General features: G+C 39.0%; 14 protein-coding genes and 1 tRNA gene. 1 reads left to right on the top strand and 14 read right to left on the bottom strand.

The features are described 5' to 3' along the window. Positions 1-24: 24 nt before the first annotated feature. Positions 25-204: a DUF2187 domain-containing protein gene (locus ACWODM_RS07720; protein ID WP_455320802.1), complete on the top strand. Its 180-nt coding sequence runs from the start codon at positions 25-27 to the stop codon at positions 202-204. A 52-nt stretch (positions 205-256) separates the two neighbouring features. On the opposite strand, the gene ACWODM_RS07725 is transcribed toward ACWODM_RS07720, so the two are convergent. The 14 genes from ACWODM_RS07725 to pflB all read right to left on the bottom strand — a co-directional run bounded on the left by ACWODM_RS07725 (position 257) and on the right by pflB (position 18,899). After that, the gene (locus ACWODM_RS07725; RefSeq protein ID WP_455320803.1) at positions 257-1,474 is read right to left on the bottom strand and encodes a pyridoxal phosphate-dependent aminotransferase; all 1,218 of its coding nucleotides are present in this window, start codon (positions 1,472-1,474) and stop codon (positions 257-259) included. Positions 1,475-1,655: 181 nt separating this feature from the next. Beyond that, positions 1,656-1,737 (bottom strand) — tRNA-Leu (locus ACWODM_RS07730). Positions 1,738-1,892: 155 nt separating this feature from the next. Next, positions 1,893-2,279, bottom strand: coding sequence for a GNAT family N-acetyltransferase (locus tag ACWODM_RS07735; RefSeq protein WP_455320804.1), 387 nt, complete (start codon positions 2,277-2,279; stop codon positions 1,893-1,895). A 93-nt stretch (positions 2,280-2,372) separates the two neighbouring features. After that, positions 2,373-3,119 (bottom strand): hypothetical protein, encoded by a 747-nt coding sequence (locus ACWODM_RS07740; RefSeq protein WP_455320805.1) that lies wholly within the window; start codon positions 3,117-3,119, stop codon positions 2,373-2,375. Positions 3,120-3,230: 111 nt separating this feature from the next. Beyond that, positions 3,231-5,099: a glycoside hydrolase family 13 protein gene (locus ACWODM_RS07745; protein WP_455320806.1), complete on the bottom strand. Its 1,869-nt coding sequence runs from the start codon at positions 5,097-5,099 to the stop codon at positions 3,231-3,233. Continuing rightward, on the bottom strand, positions 5,080-7,518 hold the full coding sequence (locus ACWODM_RS07750) for a glycogen/starch/alpha-glucan phosphorylase (protein WP_455320866.1): 2,439 nt from the start codon (positions 7,516-7,518) through the stop codon (positions 5,080-5,082). Before ACWODM_RS07750 ends, ACWODM_RS07745 begins: the two co-directional genes overlap by 20 nt. Positions 7,519-7,599: 81 nt before the next feature. After that, positions 7,600-9,030: a glycogen synthase GlgA gene (gene glgA, locus ACWODM_RS07755; RefSeq protein ID WP_455320807.1), complete on the bottom strand. Its 1,431-nt coding sequence runs from the start codon at positions 9,028-9,030 to the stop codon at positions 7,600-7,602. 3 nt (positions 9,031-9,033) lie between these two features. Further along, positions 9,034-10,173, bottom strand: a complete 1,140-nt coding sequence (gene glgD, locus ACWODM_RS07760) for a glucose-1-phosphate adenylyltransferase subunit GlgD (protein ID WP_455320808.1) — start codon at positions 10,171-10,173, stop codon at positions 9,034-9,036. Further along, complete coding sequence (locus ACWODM_RS07765) at positions 10,163-11,305, bottom strand: glucose-1-phosphate adenylyltransferase (RefSeq protein WP_455320809.1); 1,143 nt, start codon at positions 11,303-11,305, stop codon at positions 10,163-10,165. Before ACWODM_RS07765 ends, glgD begins: the two co-directional genes overlap by 11 nt. Then, positions 11,302-13,254, bottom strand: a complete 1,953-nt coding sequence (gene glgB, locus ACWODM_RS07770) for a 1,4-alpha-glucan branching protein GlgB (protein WP_455320810.1) — start codon at positions 13,252-13,254, stop codon at positions 11,302-11,304. The genes ACWODM_RS07765 and glgB overlap by 4 nt, the downstream gene beginning before the upstream one ends. Before the next feature lie 555 nt (positions 13,255-13,809). Further along, positions 13,810-14,607, bottom strand: a complete 798-nt coding sequence (locus ACWODM_RS07775) for a DUF1803 domain-containing protein (RefSeq protein WP_455320811.1) — start codon at positions 14,605-14,607, stop codon at positions 13,810-13,812. Between the two features lie 70 nt (positions 14,608-14,677). Next, a complete protein-coding gene (locus ACWODM_RS07780; RefSeq protein WP_455320812.1) occupies positions 14,678-15,604 on the bottom strand; it encodes a manganese-dependent inorganic pyrophosphatase in 927 nt (308 codons plus the stop codon). A 183-nt stretch (positions 15,605-15,787) separates the two neighbouring features. Beyond that, positions 15,788-16,555 (bottom strand): pyruvate formate-lyase-activating protein, encoded by a 768-nt coding sequence (gene pflA, locus ACWODM_RS07785; RefSeq protein WP_455320813.1) that lies wholly within the window; start codon positions 16,553-16,555, stop codon positions 15,788-15,790. 64 nt (positions 16,556-16,619) lie between these two features. Beyond that, a complete protein-coding gene (gene pflB, locus ACWODM_RS07790; protein ID WP_455320814.1) occupies positions 16,620-18,899 on the bottom strand; it encodes a formate C-acetyltransferase in 2,280 nt (759 codons plus the stop codon). Positions 18,900-18,926 lie beyond the last annotated feature (27 nt).

Here is an 18,926-nt window from a genome sequence, read left to right on the forward strand (position 1 = left end):
ATAGGTTAGAACGGAGTGACAAGCATGGAAACGAAGACAAACGTAACATTTAAGTGGGAAGATCTGACTCTTTTTGGATTTATCGAACGAGAATACGAAAATTCATTTCTCATACAAGTCAACGAACCTTCCAAAGAAATTATGGACAAATTTAGCGGTCGCATGATCGTCAGTAAAAAGAAATGTGAAATACTAGCTAGTTAATTGCTACAATCAAAAACGGAGAAACCTTTAAACATTGGTTTCTCCGTTTTTTTTATTTTTGTTTGTAAGTAGCTAAAAATTCCTGCATTTTCGTTGCGGTCAGTTTTAGATCTTCCATATTCGGCAAATAGACGATTCTAAAGTGATCCGGTTCCTGCCAATTAAACCCACCACCATGAACCAACAGAATATGGTGCTCATGTAGGAAGTCTAGCACGAATTTCTCATCATCCAAAATGTTAAATCGCTTCGTATCGATTTTAGGGAAGATATAAAATGCCGCTTTCGGTTTGACTGCCGATAGCCCAGGAATCTCATTGATCGCATTGTAGATGAATTCTCTTTGCTCGTATACTCTGCCACCTGGAAGCATCAATTCGTCCATGCTTTGATGACCGCCTAATGCGGTTTGGACGATCTGCTGAGACAATACATTTGAACACAACCGCATAGAAGACAACATGTTCAATCCTTCAATGTATCCTTTGATACCTTTTTTCTCTCCACTTAAAACCATCCAACCTACGCGGAAACCAGCCACGCGGTGAGATTTGGACAAGCCACTGAAAGTCACCACCGGACGATCCGGTGCCAGTGTTGCAATCGGAATATGCTCATACTCGTCCATAACCAAACGATCATAGATCTCATCTGAGAAAATAATCAAATCAAATTCGCGTGCAACCTCAACGATTTGTTCTAGAATTTCTTTTGGATAAACCGCCCCCGTTGGATTATTCGGGTTGATCAATACGATCGCTTTTGTCTTAGGAGTAATTTTTGAGCGAATATCTGCTACATCAGGATTCCACTCACTCGCTTCATCACAGATATAATGAACAGGCTTTCCTCCAGCCAATGAGATCGATGCGGTCCATAAAGGATAATCCGGCATCGGAACCAATACTTCGTCCCCATTGTCGCAAAGTCCCTGCATTGACATTGTAATCAGCTCGCTCACACCATTACCTGTGTAAATATCATTGATCGTTACATTTGGAAAATTTCTTAATTGACAATATTGTTCGATTGCCTTACGTGCAGAAAAAATTCCTTTTGAATCAGAGTAACCTTCTGACTCTCTGACATTCATGATCAAATCGCGCACAATTTCATTGGGCGCTTCAAATCCGAATGTCGCAGGGTTTCCAGTATTTAATTTTAAAATACTGATTCCTTCATCCTGCATGCGATCTGCTTCTTCTAAAACAGGTCCACGTACATCATAACTAACACCTTCAAGTTTACTAGACTTTTCAAAATTTCTCATAGTCATCCTCTTTTCACTTATATACTTCCTGTGTACTTCAATGTGTTCCTTGTTTTTCTCACTTTTTTTAAGTGTTTCTATTATAGCAAATTTTCTGGAAAAACGCGCAAAAAATTTGGAGCTCTTAGTGAAAAAATAAAAAAAGCTGACATCAACAACAGTCGATATCAGCTTTCACCTATGCGGATAACGGGATTTGAACCCGTACGAGCTAAGCTCATACGCCCCTCAAGCGTACATGTCTGCCATTCCATCACATCCGCCTACAACAATAAAATTTTACTTGGAATTGAATTTTTTGTCAATATTTGCTTAAAAAATTCGCGGATTTCTCAACTATTTGTCACCATTTAAATCAACTTCGTCTAACAACACTTGACTACGAAAAGGATTTAATTATTGTCGGCCATTACCATACCTATTCGAGAATCATGACGACATACTCGTGCCCATTTTTGATGAAAGTGTTCTCGGTTTCCTTGAAAGCAAATCTTTCATAAAAACCGATTTTTGCTTTACGCGCATTCAAGAAAAAGGGTTTGCTGTACGTTTTTAAAATCTCATTCAACAGTTGCGTACCAAATCCTTTGTTTTGATAGTCTGGCAATGTGGCAAATTTTCGAATCTGACAACCGTTTTCTTCCATAAATACTGACACCACGCTGACACATTGGTCCGCATCAAAGAAACCGTAGTGATGTGCATGTTCATCTCCAGGAACCTTCACAATCTCCACGTCTTCTCCTGGATACATGGCTTTTAAGCGAATCGCATAAACAATATCTAAATCAACTGAATCAATCATCTATTTTTCTCCTGAATAATCGTTTACTCTACCACAGCAATTGCTTCTCAATATGAAAAAATAGCCTCAACAATAGCTGTTGAGGTCGTCAAATCACTTTTTGAAATAGCCTTTACTTTCTGATTCAAAGGTTTCATCTTGAATCAGACCTTCCAGCGACTGATCTAGCACCGAACGTTTTTTCTCTTTTTTTGAAGTTCGTCGATACTGGCTTCTAGTCATAGACACCTCAGAATTCGGCTGCTTAAATTTGCTAACAGCAGGATCCGTATCTTTTCGTTCTTGAAATGCTGACGGCTCAGTATCGAAAAGTAGGTAACTGTCTTTTGCCATCGCAGATTCAAGTGCTTGTTTTTCGACTTTATCAGTAGGCTCATCAGGAATCATAGAAGCTGGAATATATTTAGGAACAAAGTAAGAGCGGGTGAATTCTCCTTTTTTTCTTTGAGGAGCTACAGGTTCTGAACGTTTTTCCTTTACTTTAAAGGTACTTTGAGGAGCTGCTTCACCAAACAAATGTTTTTTTCCTGTAGAAGTAACTTCAGGCCGGTATCTTTTCGTATAATCAGGTAAATTTTTGCGGTGTTTTTTCAGTTCTTCTCTCTGCTCAATACTTTGACCCGCTTTTTCTTGACTAACACGGTGAGAGCGACGTAAAGTACGATCTTCGCCTTTATCCTCTCTGCGTGTAGGTGCTTGTCCACTTTCCTCAGTGATGATCCAGCTTTCATCATTGGAAAATGAAGAACCTTCTCTATTGGATTCTAATTTTACGCCTGCTTCATCTGAATATGCTGGAAAACGAAAATGTTTCCGTTTGATTTCTTCATATTGCGCCATAATTTTTCATTCCTTTAAATGCTGAATTTCTTCTATAATACCATAAAACATGGAATTTCTACAGACAAAAAGACAAAGCTGCTCACAGAGAAAGAGAACAGCTTTGCTCGTTTACACTTTAGTAGAACTTTGCATTTGCTTCATTAAATCAATACTTGTCTGTTTTTGCTTACTGCTGATCAGAATATAACTATTTTCAGCTAGCGTCCGATTATTTAATCGTGTACGGATTTCCTGAATCATCGGTGTTTCCTCAGCAATAAATGTTAGACTACCATTGACTGTTTTAGGATAATTCGTTGGATTCATTAGCATTGCAACATATTGATCCCCATCTCTTCTCAAAATACCAAACAAATTGTTTGTATAGAAGAAACTCAAATCTCCGTTGATCAGTACGTCGTTATCTTGGCGATACTGGATCCAACGACGACAATTATCATAAATCTCCCGATTCATACTCTTCCACGGGAAAAATTTTCGATTTTCAGGATCTTTTCGTCCTTCTAAACCAGCTTCATCCCCATAGTAAACACAGGGAATCCCTGGGAACAAGAACATGAATCCAAAGGCCAAGTCCAGTTTCTTAATGTGGCTGCCCAACATGGTCAAAATACGCTCAGTATCATGCGTCCCAATGTTGTTCAGATTGTTGTAAAAAATATCTTTAGGATAGTTTTCATACAATTTTGTTAGTGATTTAGCCACATTCTCAGGTGATTTCTGTTCATTCAATAAATCGATCGCACCGTCACGCAAGGGATAGTTCATCACACCGTGTAGATGGTCTCCCAAAATATATTTGCGGCGTACATCGTAGGATACCTTGTTCGATGCATCCTCCCAAACCTCTCCCAACAGGATTTTTTCAGGAAAACGATCGAGATTTTTACGAATACCGGCAATAAAATCATCTGGAAGCTCATCAGCAACGTCTAAACGCCAACCATCTACCCCCATTTTGTTCCACTTCGTCAAGACACTCTTTTCTTCGCCAAAGATAAACTCACGGAATTTCGGATCGTTTTTATTGATCTCCGGTAAATCTTTGATTCCCCACCAAGATTCATAGTCATGAGGATAGTCAATAAAATTGAACCATGAGAAATATTCACTGTGACGATCTCGATAAGCACCCGAGTTCGCTCCGTAAGAACCGTTGACATTAAAATACTGACTGTTTTGACCGACGTGACTGAATACACCATCAAGAATCAAATGTAAATCATTGGCATGCAGTTCATCCAACAATTCTTTAAAATCCTCTTCCGTTCCCAAAACTGGATCAATTTTAAAATAATCTGAAGTGTCATAACGATGATTACTACAGGCTTCAAAAATCGGATTTAAATAAATACCCGTGATTCCCAATTCTTTCAAATAAGGGATTTTCTTAATAATGCCTTGCAGATTCCCACCGAAGAAATCCCAACGTAGGATATCCCCTTCTGGCCCCTTAACATATAAGGGTTCATCCTCTTCTGTTGCATAAATAAAGGTATTTTCCTTAGGTGAATTGATTTTTTGATCTTTATTCCCATTACAAAAACGATCAGGAAAAATTTGATAGAAGGTTCCCTTTCGATACCAATCAGGTGTCGTTTCTTCTTTTTGGTAACAGGTAATTTGAAAGTTCCAGATTCTGTCAGTTGACGGATACTGCTGACCTTCTCCTCCCTGTTCACTGGCTCCGTAATACTCAACCTTTGTCTGACCAGCCACAGTCGAATGGACTTCAAAATGATAAAAATACAAGCCTTTCCCCTGATTAAAGAAATACTGGTAAGAATAAAAACCATTCTCTTGCTGCTGCATCATGATTCGCTGTTCAGGTTGATGATCTTTATGAATGACCAGATAAACTTGTACAATATTCTCGGCGATTACCTCCACAGATAATCGCGCGAGACCATTTTCCTTGACTGCTCCAAATGGTTGTTTATGGTAACTTTGCCAAGGATTAAATCTGATTAGAGACATTGCTTGTTCCCTCTTTTTCTGTATGAGCAAAAATCGGCTCAATTTGCCAAATATCTTCAGCGTACAGCTTCACTGTATCATCAGAAGAGAAACGTCCTGCTTTTGCAATGTTCACTAAACTGATTTTACGCCATAAGTCTTGGTTTTTGTACGTTTCGTTGATTCTTTCTTGTGCGTGGCAATAGTCAGCAAAATCACGCAGTAAGAAGTATTCGTCATTGTAACGCAACAAGGAATCAAAGATTTCTCGTCCTTCGTATTCAATGTTTGGAATCGTTCCATCAACAAACGCATTAACTACACGTCTTAAGACAGGGTCTTCATCATAAATACGTTGAGAAGAATATTCATGATTTTCATAGTATGCGTAAACTTCTTCTTCGGTCAAACCAAAGATAAAGATATTGTCATCACCGACTGCATCACGAATCTCTACATTCGCACCGTCTAAAGTAGCGACAGTTAACGCGCCGTTCAACATCAGTTTCATGTTACTGGTTCCTGAAGCTTCTTTTGATGCCAAAGAGATTTGCTCACTGACGTCTGCTGCTGGAATGATTCGTTCAGCTAGTGAAACATTGTAATTAGACAAGAAGACGATTTTCAGTTTTCCTTGAATCGATTCATCGTTGTTAACTAAATTTGCTACTTCATTGATTGCTTTGATGATCGCTTTCGCATACGTATAGCTTGGTGCAGCTTTAGCTCCAAAAATAAAGACTCGCGGATGGATGTCTACTTCTGGATTTTCTTTCAAATCAAAATACAATTTCAAAATGTGCATCAGATTCAAGAGCTGACGTTTGTAAGCGTGTAGACGTTTGATCTGTACATCAAAGATCGCATCCGGAGATACTGTGACACCCGTCGTTTCCTGTATATACTCCGCCAATTCTTCTTTCTTTTGATGTTTCGCCTCTGCCAGTTTATCCAAAACTTTTTTATCATTTTGATAATTCATCAGTAAACTCAAATCAGCAGAATCTTTACGCCATGATTTTCCAATTGCCTCATCTAAAGTATTAGACAACGGCTCATTGGCTAATTGTGACCAACGACGTTGAGCAATACCGTTTGTTTTATTGTTGAAGCGTTCAGGGTAAATCGTATAGAAATCATGTAGAACCACTGCTTTCAATAGATCTGAATGAAGCTTAGCCACTCCGTTGGTGCTATGGCTACCGATAATGGACAAATTCGCCATATGCACTTGATCCCCTTGGATGATCCGGGTACGCTGAATCAAATCTTCTGGATGAATTCCGCGCATAGAAGCTACATAACGTCGATCGATCTCTTCAATGATTTGATACATACGAGGAACGATTTGCTGCATCAAATAGATAGGCCATTTTTCCAAAGCCTCTGCCATGATCGTATGGTTGGTATAACTCATTACTTTCACTGTGATATCCCATGCTTGTTCCCAATTCACATCATGCTCATCCATTAAAATACGCATTAACTCTGGTACACATAGAGCTGGATGTGTGTCATTGATATGCACAGCTACTTGTTCACTTAGCGCATGCCAAGGTTTATTTAATTTTTGGTAATAGCGTACAATACTTTGGATCCCAGCAGAAACGAAGAAATACTCCTGCAACAAGCGAGTCATACGTCCTCTTTCATTTGAGTCATCTGGATACAAGACTGCTGTCAAATCTTCATACGCTCGGCGCTCTTCAATACTCTTATATTTTCCTTCTTCTGAAGGTGGAATCTCTACACTCCACAGACGCATCGTATTGACAATTCCGTTTTGATAACCAACCATCCCCGTATCATATGGAACCGCACGTAAGATGATTTGGTCTTCTCCAACTGGTTTCAGTTTTCCTTCTTCATTTTTTTTCATGTAAACATGTCCACCAAAATGGACATCTACTGCTTTACTTGGACGACGGATCTCCCAAACATTTCCGTTTTTCAACCACTCATCTGGTAGTTCTACTTGATAGCCATCCACAAATTGTTGTTTGAACAAACCATAGTCATAGCGAATTCCATTTCCATTTCCTGGTAAACCGCTGGATGCGATAGAATCCATGAAACAAGAAGCCAGACGACCTAAGCCACCGTTACCAAGAGCCATGTCTTTTTCAACTTCTGCCAAATCTTCCAAATCGACATTCAAATCCGCCAATGTGTCACGAACCAATTCTAATAAGCCTAAGTTCAATAAATTGCTTTTCAACATTTTTCCAGGTAAAAACTCGATGGAGAAATAGTACGCTTGTTTTTGTTCTTCCTTCAAATAATTTTTCCATGTTTCACGCCAGTTGTCATTGTAAACTGCTTTAACCAAATTCCCTAAGGTGAAAAACAGTTCGTTTGCTGAGGCATCTTCTAGTTCAAGCGCATAGCTTTCCCTTACTCGTTGCCTTAATTCTTCTTTTAAATTTTCTTTCGTTAAAATGGTCCTTACCCCCTGTTGGGAAAAACAGGCTGAAACATTGTTAAAACAACGTTTCAGTCTGCCTCCCAATAATTTTATAATTTATACTAAGCTTTTATACAAAGCAAGGTATCCTTCACAACAAGTTTCCCAGCTGAAATCCTTGGACATCGCATTATGGCACAGCGTATCCCATGCTGCTGGAGACTCATCATACAATTCAATGGCTTTCTTCAAGCATTCCATCAAATGGTAGGAAGAAAAGTCTTGGAAACCAAAACCTGTTCCTGAACCTTCAATTGGGTTGAAAGGTTCCACCGTATCCTTCAATCCGCCAATCTCATGAACGACTGGCAAAGTACCATAGCGCATAGAAACCATTTGTGACAATCCACAAGGTTCAAAAGCTGAAGGCATAAGGAAGATGTCGGCTCCTGCATACATTTTTTGTGCCAAATTCACATCAAAAGAAATACTTACAGAGCATTTCTCCGGATATCTTTCCGCAATCGACTGGAAGCGATTTTCGAACAACGGATCTCCGGTCCCTAGCAGCACGAATTGAATATCGAACTGCAAAAGATTTTCCAATTCATCCAATACTAGATGGAAACCTTTTTGATAAGTCAAGCGGCTGACCACTGCGATCAATGGTACTTCTGGTTTAGGACGAAGCCCCATTAAACGCTGCAATTCATCTTTGTTATCCGCTTTGCCAGATCGATCATCTACTGAATAATGAGCGACAAGTGCCGGATCAGTTTCCGGATCATTGATCTCATAATCGATTCCGTTTAAAATACCGCTCAGTTTGCCACTCTCCATACGCAAAATCTGATCCAATCCAGAACCAAATTCAGTGGTTTGAATTTCTTTTGCATAGGAAGGACTCACGGTGTTCACACGGTCGGAATACAGAATCCCCGCCTTCATAAAGTTCAAGGCATCCCCCATACGAACCGTTCCGTCATCGTAGCGTTCTGTCCCCATGCCGAATAGGTCAGGCAAGACCGTTTTCCCATATTGGCCTTGAAATTCAATATTATGAATCGTCAAAACAGTCCGAATCGAGCGGTAGGCTTCGATCCAGTGATATTTTTCTTTCAATAAGAAGGGAATCATCGCTGTATGATAATCATTGACATGCAAGACATCCGGAATGAAATTGATTCGTTCCATCAATTCAATGATCGCCATCTGTAAGAAGGCAAAACGTTCACCATCGTCGTAATAACCATATAAGCTTTCACGATCAAAATAATACATATTGTCGATGAAATAATAAGTCAGACCATTCATCCATAGTCTTTTCACTCCACAATACTGCTGACGCCAGCCAACAGAAATAGTAAAGTCCATCACGTCCTCTAGCTGTTCTTTGTATTGCGGAGGCATTTTTGTGAAATATGGTAAGACAACGACTGTCTCAATATCTTTCTTTACTAATTCTTTAGGTAAAGCAGCTGCTACATCTCCCAAACCACCTGTTTTGAAAAATGGTGCGCATTCCGCTGCTGCGAATAGAAGTTTCATTCTCTAACCTCCGATTATATCTTCTGTTACGTAACTACCTTTTCTAACCACTACTGGTTTATCTGCAGTACCTTCAATATGCACGCCCTCTTCAACAACAATATCTTTGTCAAGAATCGCATATTTGATCACAGCATTTGACTTGATCGTATTGGTCGGCAGAATCAATGAATCATGGACTTCTGCTCCTTCGTAAATCTTCGTTCCACGTCCAACCAAGGTATTCTCAACTTGTCCCTCTATCAAACAGCCTGTCGCAAATTGACTGTTGTTGACAACAGATGATTCAGAGTAGTAAGTTGGTACTTCATTTTTCATCTTTGTATAGACCTTTTGACTTGAGTAAAGCAATGAATTGAATTTCTGAGGATCCAGCATATCCATATTGGCACTGTAATAAGAAGGAATATCATAAATATTATTCAAGTAGCCAGTGTATTCGTAAGCATAGGTTGTCTCACCGATTCTTTCACGTAAGAAGGCTTCTACATTGCCCAAGATACCATCGGCTTGTTTTTGTTTTAAGATCTCGATCAGCTTACTTGTCTTGATAATAAATATATCCGTACTTAAGTTCACCAATTCAGCTGGTTCTGCATCTTTGGCCAAAGTCGTTTCTTCGATGACGTTGTTTTCACCCAGAGTAAGTAAGATGTCCTGTTTATAAACTTTATCTTTCGGAACTCGCTTGTAAACAACCGTCATATCATTTCCATGAGCTTGATGAATATGAAGCAATGCGCGTAAATCAATGTTTACTAAGATCTTGCTTCCCATATAAACCGCATAGTCTGATTTAGATTTTTTCAAGTAGTCGATCACCAGATCATAATAGCTGCTGTTATTGTCCCCGCGGCGGATGAAATCTTGATAAATTTGAATGAAGAAACTATTTTGGATCCCGTCTAATCCCCATTCTTTTCCTCCACCAATATGGTCGAAAACAGATTGTGTTTCTCCTTCGTTAAAGACCATGAACAATGATTTAATATTTGCATTGGCTATACTTGATAAATTAAAATCAATCAAACGATACTTACCGTCAAATGGCAAAGTAGCCAAGGGACGACGTTCTGTCAAGGGTAACAATTCATCGTAACGATGCAGATTTCCTACTAATGCGCACATTTTGTTAGTCTTCATCAATCTTCACTCCAATCACTTCAGAATATCCAACTACTGCAATCTCTTCCGAACCATCAATTTCAGCATTGTCACCGATAATGGCATCTTCCCCAATGATTGCTTTATGAATTTTTACGTTTTTACCGATCGTTGCTCCAGACATGATCACACTATCCGTGATGCTTGCCCCTTCTTTGACTTGCACATCGTCTGACAAGACACTATGATCAATATCACCTGCAATGTAGCAGCCATCAGAGATCATCGAGTTTTTGGCAGAACCTGTAGCTGTAACGAAATGTGGTGGTGAAATTGGATTTTTAGAATAGATTCTCCAACCTTTATCACGAATATCCAATTCCATGTCAGGTTTCAGGAATTCCATATTGGCTTCCCAAAGTGAATCGATCGTTCCTACATCTTTCCAATAACCTGAGAATCGATGGGCAACAACATTTTCACCACTGTCCAAATAAGCAGGAATCACATGATGACCAAAGTCATTCATTGAGCTGTCTTTAGCATTCAAGGTTTTCAAAACACTTCTCAAACGTCCCCAGTTAAAAATGTAGATTCCCATTGAAGCTAGATTGCTCTTAGGCTCTTCAGGTTTTTCTTCAAATTCAATGATGCGATCATTGTCGTCTGTATTCATGATCCCAAAGCGAGACGCCTCTTTCCAAGGAACCTCGATGACCGCTACAGACAATGAAGCGTTGTGACGTTTATGGTCATCTAGCATTTTCTCGTAGTCCATCTTGTAAATATGGTCTCCAGATAAAACTAAAACATATTGCGGATCTAATTGATCGATATAAGACATGTTTTGATAAATCGCATGCGCTGTTCCTTCAAACCATTTACTTCCCTCTGAACTGGAATAAGGCTGTAAGATCGTCGCACCAGAATTGATCCCATCTAATCCCCAACTTGCTCCATTTCCAATATGTCCATTCAGTGCCAACGGCTGATATTGTGTGACTACCCCTACATTGTTGATGCCTGAGTTTGTACAATTGCTTAATGCGAAATCGATGATCCGATATCTTCCTCCAAAAGGAACTGCGGGTTTAGCTATATTTTTTGTCAACTTTCCTAGTCGCGATCCTTGCCCTCCCGCGAGGATCATAGCTACCATTTCTGTTTTCATTGCTTCGGTGAAGTTTCCACCTTTCCCCCTTTCAACTGAGTTGCTTTTTTGATTTTTTTCTTTTCTCTTAAATTGATCTTATCTGGACGAATGATCAATGCTCCCAAAGCAGGAACAATCGTCCGAATCTGATAATCAAACTGTTTAAATGATTCCTCTACTGTTTGAGAGTCCTCGTTATGCCTTGTCCACGTGCCGCCAAACGCCTCCATTTCTGTATTGAATATTTCTTGATAAGTTCCTGGATATGGAACCCCTATAGTAAAATCATGTCGTTCAACCGGTGTTAGGTTCAAAACAACAATCAAGAAATCTTTTTTAGCTTTGCCCTTTCTGATAAACGACAAGACGGTATCATCCAGATTGTCTGCATCAATGATCTCGATCGTTTCAGGAATGTCTTCCTGCTCCCATAAAGATCGTTCGTCTGTATAGAGTTGATTCAACGTACTCGTGAAATACTGCATTTTGAGATTCATTTCATCATCGAGGTTGCCCCACTCCAACTGTTCGTCATACTTCCACTCAAGAAATTGTCCGAATTCACTACCCATAAACAGCAGTTTTTTACCTGGATGTGTCATCATGTAGGTGTACATATTTCTCAATTGGGCGAATTGTTTGTAACGATCCCCCCACATTTTATGCATCAAACTTTTCTTACCATGTACCACTTCGTCATGAGAAAACGCCAGAATATAATTTTCATCCATCATGTACATGAACGAGAAAGTCAATAACCTGAAATTGTCTCTTCTAAAAATTGGATCCATCTCGTAAAAACGCAAGACATCGTTCATCCATCCCATATTCCACTTATAGTCGAATCCCAGAGATCCATCTTCAATCAGTCCAGTAATCTTTGTTTCGGAACTACTCTCTTCGGCCATCATGATTGCTCCTGGATGAGCCAGCTTGATCACAGCATTCAACTTCTGTAGGAAATAATAACCTTCATAATTTCGATTGCCACCTTCATGATTAGGTTCCCATGGTCCCTCATCGTAATCTAGATACAGCATGCTGGAAACTGCATCAACTCGAATACCATCAATATGGTACATCTCGATCCAAAAAAGAGCACTGGAAATAAGAAAACTTTGAACTTGAGGCTTACCTAAATCAAAACAAATCGTTCCCCAACGATTGTTCTTTGCTCGATTTGGATCCTCATATTCAAAGGTTGGTGTCCCATCATAATAAGGCAATGTATCATCATTTACACAGAAATGACCTGGCACCCAATCAATAAAAACACCAATATTATCCAAATGACAAGCTTCGACAAAGTCTTGAAACTCTTTCGGACTTCCATAATAAGAAGATAAAGCAAAGTAGCCTGTCAGCTGATAACCCCAAGACATTCCCAACGGATGCTCCATCAAAGGCATAAATTCAATGTGGGTATAACCCATTTTTTTCACATATGGAATAAGTTCTTCTTTTAAATCTGCAAAGGAATAGGGTGTACCGTCAGGATGCTGTTTCCAAGAACTTGCATGCACCTCATAGATATTCAAGGGGCGTTTGCGGGTGACTGCTCGCTTTTGACGTCCTCGCCACAAACCATCCTTCCATTTTTTTTCTGGGACTGTATGCAAGACCGCAGACGTACCTGGTCGCTCTTCAAAGCGAATGGCTACCGGATCAATCTTCATTATTTCACGACCATCGGCTTGTCGGATCTTAAATTTATAAAACTCGCCTTCTGTAGGTAGTGTTGTTGAGACTTCCCAGATTCCTGACTCTTCTCGTTTTTCCATCGGCAGAGTATCTTCCCAGTCATTAAAATCACCTACAAGCCAGACTTGCTGTGCATGTGGTGCCCAGACACGAAATACATACGCTTCATCTTTTTTATGCACACCTAGTAGATGCTGCACATAAAAATTTTCTCCGGTTAAAAATTGCTGTTCTGCTGCTAAAAACTCTTTTTCTCTTGTATCCATGACAAAACTCCTAACCGTATACAGCTATAATAAATAACTAGTTATTATGATTATCAGTTAAAACAAATCATGTGAAACCCCTTTATTTACTTAGTTTCTAATACGATTATATCATATTTTTAATCTTTTAAAATAAAGATCAACAACATTATTTAAAATAACAATCGCAAATTTTTTATCTTTTTCTCAAGAAAGAAAATGTTACTTCCGAAGAAATTTTCACAATTTTACATTAAAAATGGTCTCTGTTTTTCTTGATCTTTTCATTTTGATTATCAAATCAAACATTGTTTTAACAACCTTTGTAAATATTTTCATTCAAAAAAGGAAAATAGGAAACGAAAGAACAGACTTCCTTTCCTCCTGATTTTCACAAAATTATTTTTTTTCGATCAAAAAATTGATCCCAACTCATTTGATATTTCTTTGTTAAATAACGCAAAAAAATCACACCTTCCCCCGTATATTAAATGAGATAATAACTAATACAGAAAACACTTACATTAAAATAAAATGAAAGATAAAAAAAGAAACCTCTCTAACTAGAAAGGTTTCTCATAAATTAAAATAAATAATTGTCACATTTTCTTGTTTTAAACGTTTCAAAAGCCGCGCAACGATCGTACGTCTTTCCCAAATCTCCAGCAGATCGATTTCTTCAATAAAAGGGACTGGAAACCGCTCTTTTAGAACAGGAGTGGTTAAGACAAGTGGATCCTTTTCGATCAAACCAAAAAACTTCATTGATTCAACAAAAATGGTTGGACGAATACGGCGACGCTGGTTCAAGATCTTTTCAACGACTACTTGCACTTGATCCAAATAATACTCTGAAGAAACATCCCCTATTAAGTCATACACCTCAGTATAGCGCTCTTCTTCTTCCCTACTCAACGCATCAAAGTAACAAGGCAATGTCAGATCCCACTCCTTTAAAGAGAGCGAAATGACACGCATTTCATTATTCGCCACCGTCTTTCTGTAGCAATCGTCCTCTCCTGAAAATTGATAAAAATATTCAGAAGGTTCACTTGCTAAGATTTGTTCTAAAATAGAAAAAATCTCTGTCTGTTTCTTTCCATCAAAGAAGTCAAGCAAACTATTTTCCCACTTTTCCAATACAGTTTCTTCTACACTGACAACCGGAACGGAAAGTGAATAACGTCTGTCTTTCCGTTCAACAACTCCGTTATCAATCAGCTTTTCCAAATTTTTTTCTGTTTTTGATCCCAGAACTTCCTTCAACCTTCTTAGCGTAGGAACTTCTTCCAATAGTTTTCGCAACTCGAAAAAAAAGGAACTTCTCAGTAATTTATCCAATTGCGGATCCTTAGTTTTGAATATAAATTCCATGGTTTCCTCCTATAAGAAAAACACTTCGGAAGCTCTAAAAAAGTCTTTACTTCACGAAGTGTTTTGATTTTTAGCTAAAGCTTTCTGTCAATTGAGGAACCACTTGTTTTTTACGAGAAACAACTCCCGGTAAAAAGGCACGATTGTTCTCTAAAGTTACATTAAAGGCTTTTTCAACTTTTTCTTTGTCTTCACCCACGACCAACAGTTCTGAATCGCTATCTAAAATATTTGTGACAACTAGCAAGAACAAATCGTAGCCTTGTTCCTTATTCGCTACTTTCATCGCTGCTTCAAGCTCTGATTGACGTTCAAAAACCTCTGCTAAATCTACAGTATTTACTTGACCGATACGCACGCTTTTATCCGCCATCGGAAAACTTTTCGCATCAAGATCCAGCAATGTTTCCACAGATTTATCACTTAATTTGGTTCCAGCTTTCAACATTTCCAGTCCATAGGAATCCAAATCAACGTTAGCGATCTCAGCTAAGGCTTTCGCAGCTTGGATATCTTCTTCTGTGCACGTTGGTGACTTGAATAGTAAAGTATCGGAAACAATAGCAGATAACATTATACCTGCCACGGCTTGCGTAGGCTCTACCGCGTTTTCATTGTACATTTTAAAGATGATCGTACTTGTACAACCAACAGGCTCTGCACGATAGTACAATGGGTTGGCCGTTTCAAAATTTGCGATTCTGTGATGATCTACGACTGAAAGGATATTCAACTCAGCGATATCTGAAACGCTTTGCTGGAATTCATTGTGATCGACTAACATCACATCAGATGTCTCATTGGCAACTGCTGCAACCACGCGGGGAGCAGAAAGACCAAAATGATCGAGGGCATATTGTGTTTCTTCATTAGGGATACCCAAAGCAACCGCTTCTGTATCTTTTCCTAGAGATTTTTGTAGCTCAGCAAAAGCAATTGCTGCGCCGATCGCATCTGTATCTGGGTTTTGGTGTCCGAAAACTAAAATTTTTGACATATCGTTCGCTCCAATCTTTCATTTCACTGTTAATGATAGCAAAATCAGTTAAAAATATCTATATTTTTCAAAGAGAAATCCGTTTGTTTTTAAGCAAAGTAGGACAGTGTAAAGTTGATTTTTCATACTAACTTTAACTGCACAACAAAAAGAGACCAGAATTTTTTCTCTGATCTCCAACTTTTAACGTGTTAAGTAGCCTGTATAATTATCTACATGCAACAATTCCTTGGCATTCTTCACACGATCTTGTGCCGGTGGTTCGATGCCTTCCAAAGGATATTTCAAACCCAACTCATCCCATTTGTATTTGCCCATTGTATGATAAGGCAATACTTCTACCTTATCGACATTCTTCAATGTTTTGATAAATTCATCCAAACGAATCAAAAATTCATCGTAATCACTTCTTTTTGGTACCAAAACGTGACGGATCCATACGGGTTTTCCAATCTCAGAAAGATATTTCGCCATTTCAAGAATGTTTTCATTGCTTTGAGTCGTCAACTGTTTGTGTGCTTCATTATCGATATGTTTGATATCAAACAACAATAAATCTGTATAGTTCATCAACTCTTCAAATTGACTAAAGAAAGGTTCTTCTCGCGTAAAAGGCTTGCCACAGGTATCTAATGTCGTGTGAATCCCCTTCGCTTTTGCTTTTTTAAACAAATCAATGAGAAATTCTGTCTGCAGCAAAGGTTCACCACCACTGACAGTGATCCCGCCTTCATCTCCCCAATAGGCTTGATATTTCGACGCTTCTTCCAAGACATCATCTGCCGAACGCAACGATGCTTTTGGATCATTGATTTTCCACGTATCTGGATTGTGGCAAAATTGACAACGCATCCGACATCCCTGAGTGAATACGATAAATCGGACACCTGGTCCATCAACCGTTCCAAAACTTTCAGTAGAATGTATTCTTCCCATTACTGGAGTCGTCATAAAAATCCCTCTTTCTTTAAAAAAGAGGATGACATGAAGTCGCCATCCCCTTATTCATTCTCAATTACAGTTTATCATGTGATGTTCTTGCGATAACGTCTGCTTGTTGCTCAGGTGTTAGATCGCGGAATTTTACTGCATATCCAGAAACACGAATCGTCAAGTTTGGATATTTTTCAGGATGTTTTTGAGCATCCAACAATAATTCATTGGTAAATACGTTCACATTCAAGTGGTAACCACCTTTATCGAAGTAACCATCCATCACGTTACGCAAGTTGTTGATTCTTGTTTCATCATCTTTCCCTAAACCATTCGGATTGATGGTTTGAGTATTAGAGATACCATCTAATGCATGTGTATATTCTAAACGAGCTGTTGAGTTCAATGATGCTAAAAGACCATTTTTCTCACCTAAGAATTTACCATCTTGATAACTTGGATTTGCACCTGGAGCAAGTGGTTTACCTGCACGGCGTCCATCCGGTGTGTTACCAGTTGCTTTACCGTAAACAACATTTGATGTGATTGTCAATAATGATGTTGTTGGTGTTGAATTGCGATAAGTATGCTGACGTTTAATTTGAGTCATGAAGTATTCCACGATCCAGTTTGCCATGCCGTCTGCTTCCTCATTGTCATTTCCGTAAGTTGGGAATTCATTTTGAGGAACATAGTCAACAGCCATACCATCTTCGTCACGAATCACTTTTACATTTCCGTGTTTGATTGCCATTACACTATCGGTAGCATGTGAGATACCAGCGATCCCTGTTGCAAAGGTACGTTTCAAGTCAGATTCCATCGTTGCCAATTGAACAGCTTCATAAGCATATTTATCATGCATATAGTGGATAACATTCAATGTATTTACATACAATTCTGCCAACCAGTCCATGATATCTTTGTAACGTTCCATGAATTCATGGTAATCCAAAGTATCGCCTGTCATTGGACGGAATTTAGGACCGACTTGCATTTTTGTTTTCTCATCCACACCACCGTTGATCGCGTACAAGACTGCTTTTGCTAAGTTGGCACGAGCGCCGAAGAACTGCATGTCTTTACCCATGACTGTAGCAGAAACACAGCAAGCGATGGCACAGTCATCTGAACCCCAGTTGGTACGTAGCAAGTCATCATTTTCAAATTGGATAGAAGAACTTTCTTTCGCAATTTTTGAAGCAAATGTACGGAAACCTTCAGGTAAATGTGAAGAATACAGAACTGTTAAGTTTGGTTCTGGTGAAGGACCCATGTTTGTCAAGGTATGCAGAATACGGAAATCTGTTTTTGTTACTAATGAACGTCCGTCCATACCCATACCAGCGATTGATAAAGTTGCCCAAATTGGATAACCTGAGAACAATTCATTGTATTCAGGGGTACGAGCAAATTTCACCATACGTAGTTTCATGATCAAATGATCGACCATTTCTTGTGCTTCAAATTCAGTGATTGCTCCACGTTCTAAGTCACGTTGGATGTAAACATCTAGGAAAGCAGAAACACGTCCGATAGACATTGCCGCTCCGTTTTGAGATTTGATAGCACCTAAGTAACCAAAGTATAACCATTGGATCGCTTCTTGTGCATTTTCTGCAGGACGAGAAATATCAAATCCGTAAGATGCTGCCATTTTTTTCAAGTCGTTCAATGCACGGTATTGTTCTGTGATCTCTTCTCGTAGACGAATCACATCATCAGTCATTACTTTATTTCCTGTGTTGTCATGATCTTTTTTCTTTTGTTCCATCATGAAATCAATACCATACAAGGCAATACGGCGATAGTCTCCGATGATACGTCCTCGGCCATAAGCATCTGGCAAACCAGTAACGATTTTATTTTTACGAGCCAAACGCATCTCAGGAGTATAGACATCAAAGACTCCTTGATTGTGTGTTTTACGCCAGTCAGAGAAAATTTTTGTCATTTCAGGATCTGCTTCGTAACCATTGGAAACCAAGGCATTGTTTGCCATATTGATTCCGCCAAATGGTTGGAATGCTTGTTTTAATGGTACATCTGTTTGCAAACCAACGATTTTTTCTTCTTCTTTGATCAAATAGCCAGGTGCATGAGAAGTCACGGTTGAAGGAATATTGGTATCCATGTCATAAACACCATTTTTCTCATGTTGAACTTCAAATAACTCTTGAAGTCTTGTCCATAATTTGTCTGTACTTGGAGCAGCACCTTCTAAGAAACTGTCGTCTCCTCGGTATTCAGTGTAGTTGGCTTGGATAAAGTCACGTGTATTGATTTCTTTCTGCCATTGTCCGCCTTTAAAACCTTCCCACGCATTGTTCAATTGTTCTGTTTTATTTGTTACAGATGCCATTTGTGTTCCTCCTTATTTTCTGTCAAC

Source organism: Enterococcus olivae (assembly GCF_053760925.1).